Raw genomic sequence first — 3,855 nt, 5'->3', positions numbered from 1 at the left:
ACCATACGCGATGATATGAGCCTAGCCGCAATATCAGCGTATATCCGCAAAATGGGTAAATTACCGAGTCATACTGATAAGCTATTTTGTCGTGAATCAAGACAATGAAGTCAAAGGAATTTTGCCACTACAACGCTTATTAACGCACCCGCCAAATCTTCAAGTATCCGACGCTATGGTCACAGACTTTATCGTCTTCCAAACCATACAAGATACCGCCGAAGCGGCACGCGCTTTTGAACGCTATGACTTAATTTCGGCGCCTGTGGTCGATGAACAAGGCAAGCTGCAAGGCCGGTTATGCGTAGACAGCATTATTGATTTTATTCGGGAAAAAACCGATGAAGATATATTGACTCAAGCCGGTGTCACCGAAGAAGAAGATTTATTTGCCAGCGTCTGGAAAAGCGCTAAAAATCGCTGGGGTTGGCTATTGATTAATATTGTCACGGCGTTTGTATCAACGCGTATTATTGGCATGTTTGAAAACGTGATTGTGCAGCTAGTCGCGTTGGCCTCACTGATGCCGATTGTTGCGGCAATGGGTGGTAATACCGGTAATCAAACCAGTATGCTTATCATACGCTCATTAGCCTTAGGGCAAATTACACCCAGCAATGTCTTAAGACTGATAAAAAAAGAACTCGCGTTAGCGCTTATTAATGGCACTTTTATCGGGATAATTTTAGCCTTACTTAGCTTTTTACTGTATCGCGACTGGGAGATTTCCTGTGTAATGGGTATTGCTATGTTTATTAACATGCTAGTCGCGGTCACTGTTGGGCTTAGCATACCGCTGCTACGTCATCGTTACGGCAAAGACCCCGCAGTCGGTACCAGTATTATTCTTACCTCAATCACCGATTCTATGGGCTTTTTCATCTTTTTAGGCTTAGCGAGCTTGTTTTTGATTAATTAGCCGTTATAACAGCAGTACCCATAAGCGGCGAATTTTTTTGTGAAACTTATCAAAACGTACAAAACTCTTGTACTATGTAAAACTGTATTAACTTAAGGAGACTATAGATTATGAGTACAAAAACCCTTTCAGCACGTCCAGCCAGTGACGTATTAGCAACGAATAAAGTATTGAGAAACACTTATTTACTGTTATCGATGACGTTGTTATTCAGCGCCATGACAGCAGGTTTCGCGATGGCGATAAAAATGCCACCAATTAATATGTGGATTACGTTAATTGGCTTTTATGGCTTATTGTTTTTAACGACCAAATTCCGTAACAGCGCAATGGGCATCGTCTGCGTTTTTGCGTTAACCGGTTTTATGGGCTTAACATTAGGCCCAATCTTAAATCATTACATCACCGCCTTCGGTAATGGTTACCAATTAGTGATGATGGCGTTAGGTGGTACCGGTACTATTTTCTTAGGTTTAGTCCGGCTATGCATTAACCACGCGTAAAGACTTTAGCTTACTTAGGTGGATTTTTATTTACCGGCGTATTAGTGGCGTTTTTAGCGGGTATAGGCGCAATTTTATTTGCGATACCCACTTTTATCGTTAGCGGTATCAGCAATGTTTATTTTGTTGATGTCAGGTATGATTTTATTCCAAACCAGCTTAATCGTTAATGGTGGCCAAACCAACTACATCATGGCAACCGTTGATTTATACGTCTCGTTATACAATTTATTCTTAAGCTTGTTACAAATCTTAGGCATTATGGGTAGCGACGACTAAGCGTAATACCGCGAGCGCATTCAGCGCTCGCGGCCTTATTCAACGCAGTTGCCAAGTTGAGCGGTAACTGGTCTCTTTATCGAAATCGTCCCAAACATAATCCGGCGTCACAATAGGCTTAGTCGGAATCATAAACGTCACTAAGTCATACGCACCGCTTAATGTTCTACCGACCATGTGCACCATGCCAGTAATAACACCTGCCGTAGCCGCATAAGCCACCCCTTCTTTACGTTTTGACACAATAATGGTCTTAGGAATTTCAGCAATCCCGGTTACAGCATTGGCTAAGCCATTACCTAATTTTGCTCCTAAACGCGCGGGATAGCTCGACGCCGAAACATCATAACTAGCGCTTACCGATAACACAGCGATAATTAGCGCTGTTTTGCATAATTTTTTCATTAAAAGCTCCAAAATATTCACACGGCTTCCAGTTTAATACGGGACTGATACTTCAAACAGTCACATTCGTTTTTAGGTAGGTAGGGTGCGTACACCTTTATAACATCATTAAAATCAATGAAAAAAGGCGCGCACAGCGCACCCTACAACAACACAAGATACCGGATGTGGCCGTTCAGAGTATAGAACCGTCCCAGCTTAAGTTGGTGGCCATAGTATACCGTACAATAATCTCTGTTTTTAAACTGTTACGTCACTTTGTTCTTCATGGTTAACAACTCGCTACGTTTTCAAATTAACTTACGCATTTTACTGACCAGTATTATTATTTTGTTACTGGGTGGTTTGATTGTCATCTGGCAAGCCCGAACATCGGTAAATAGAGAAATCACTTCGTCGTTAAATTTAGCTAAACAACTGATTAATTTACATATTCAATCCCCAGCAACAACTGTGGATTTAAATGATTGGCTGCCAAGTTTCGTCACGCTAGAACAAACCCGGCATTTGCAAATACGGTTAAAGCAAGCCAATGGCGCTAGCGTTACGTTTGGTGCTAATAAGCAACCAGAAACTGAACACCCTATGCCACCGAGTTGGTTTATTCATTTAGTCACTGCCGACGTATCGGGTATAGAGCAACAATTAACCACAGCTCAAGGTCAACCTATCGTATTAATGATAGCGGCTGATCCACTCGATGAAATCACCGAGGCCTGGCAAGAAAGCGGCGTATTTTTTGCTGCGTTGCTTATCATGGCTAGCATCACGTTTATTGCTGTTAACCTGGTCTTTAATAAAGCTTTTTCTGCCATTCAGTTAATCGTGTCAAATTTACAAACGATTGAACAAGGCGAATACGAACAGCACTTACCGTCTTTTTCTAGTTTAGAATTTAACCAAATCGCGTCGGCGATTAACCACATGACCATCACACTGGCCGCTACCAAACGCGAAAACAGCGCACTGACTTTACATTCGCTGGAAATCCAAGAAGAAGAACGGCGCAGACTGTCACAAGAATTACATGATGAATTAGGTCAGTCTTTGACCGCGATTAAAGTAATGGCAGTCACCGCTAAAACACAACCCGCAAATAGCGCGACGATTCACCAATCGATTATCGAAATCTGCGACCATTTGATTACAGTAGTTCGGTCTATGATGCGGCAATTGCATCCTTTAATGTTAGAAGAATTAGGCTTGAAAGCAACGTTAGAGGACTTAATCAATCATTGGATGTTACGCCAGCCCGAACTCAGCATTACGCTTAACTGCTCTGATGACATAGATGGCTTAGACGCGAAAATGACGATTCAATTATTTCGTATTATTCAAGAAAGCCTGACTAATATTGTCCGTCATGCCAGCGCTAACCAAGCCAGGATTGAGTTATCGATAAGCGATGATGATTACTTGCATATTGAAATTCGCGATAATGGCTTAGGTTGCGTAGATAATAGCCCAAAATCCGGTTTCGGCTTATTAGGGATGCGCGAACGCGTCAATAGTTTAGGTGGTTTATTGCGCATACACAGTGAACCGGGTTTAGGGCTAGTGATTAGTGTGACAATTCCTTTATTTATCAGGCTACCAACGTAAGGAGGGACAGGGTATTCAAGGTACAGGACGCCGTAAATACATCCCTGTAGGCTTGGTGGCAGCATCCATGCAGCCAACACCTGGAACCACAAGGATGTGGTGAATGCAGAAAACGCACGACTGCAGGACGCAGGAGGTAGAGCAATG

At 42.5% G+C, this 3,855-nt stretch carries 3 protein-coding genes and 1 pseudogene; 3 read left to right on the top strand and 1 reads right to left on the bottom strand.

Going from position 1 to position 3,855, the window contains the following annotated elements:
* The first annotated feature begins 91 nt into the window (after nucleotides 1-91).
* Both VZ94_RS20050 and VZ94_RS20045 read left to right on the top strand, forming a co-directional pair.
* A complete protein-coding gene (locus tag VZ94_RS20050; protein ID WP_239650109.1) occupies nucleotides 92-919 on the top strand; it encodes a magnesium transporter in 828 nt (275 codons plus the stop codon).
* 110 nt (nucleotides 920-1,029) lie between these two features.
* Nucleotides 1,030-1,701: pseudogene (locus tag VZ94_RS20045) on the top strand (Bax inhibitor-1 family protein).
* Nucleotides 1,702-1,740: 39 nt separating this feature from the next.
* Here the strand turns inward: VZ94_RS20045 and VZ94_RS20040 are convergent.
* On the bottom strand, nucleotides 1,741-2,106 hold the full coding sequence (locus VZ94_RS20040; RefSeq protein ID WP_045780584.1) for an exosortase system-associated protein, TIGR04073 family: 366 nt from the start codon (nucleotides 2,104-2,106) through the stop codon (nucleotides 1,741-1,743).
* 267 nt (nucleotides 2,107-2,373) lie between these two features.
* Between VZ94_RS20040 and VZ94_RS20035 the strand changes: the two genes are divergently transcribed.
* Nucleotides 2,374-3,708 carry an ATP-binding protein gene (locus tag VZ94_RS20035; protein WP_045780583.1) on the top strand — a complete coding sequence of 445 codons (1,335 nt, stop codon included), beginning with the start codon at nucleotides 2,374-2,376 and terminating at the stop codon, nucleotides 3,706-3,708.
* Nucleotides 3,709-3,855: the final 147 nt, after the last annotated feature.

It is taken from the genome of Methylocucumis oryzae (assembly GCF_000963695.1).
Lineage (GTDB): Bacteria > Pseudomonadota > Gammaproteobacteria > Methylococcales > Methylomonadaceae > Methylovulum > Methylovulum oryzae.
Note: the sequence above shows the minus strand (reverse complement) of the source record. Positions and strands in the feature narration are given on the sequence as shown.

Excerpts from the sequence above, each read along its gene's own strand:
- VZ94_RS20040 (WP_045780584.1), bottom strand. The coding sequence starts at position 2,106 with ATGAAAAAATTATGCAAAACAGCGCTAATTATCGCTGTGTTATCGGTA.
- VZ94_RS20035 (WP_045780583.1), top strand. The coding sequence starts at position 2,374 with ATGGTTAACAACTCGCTACGTTTTCAAATTAACTTACGCATTTTACTG.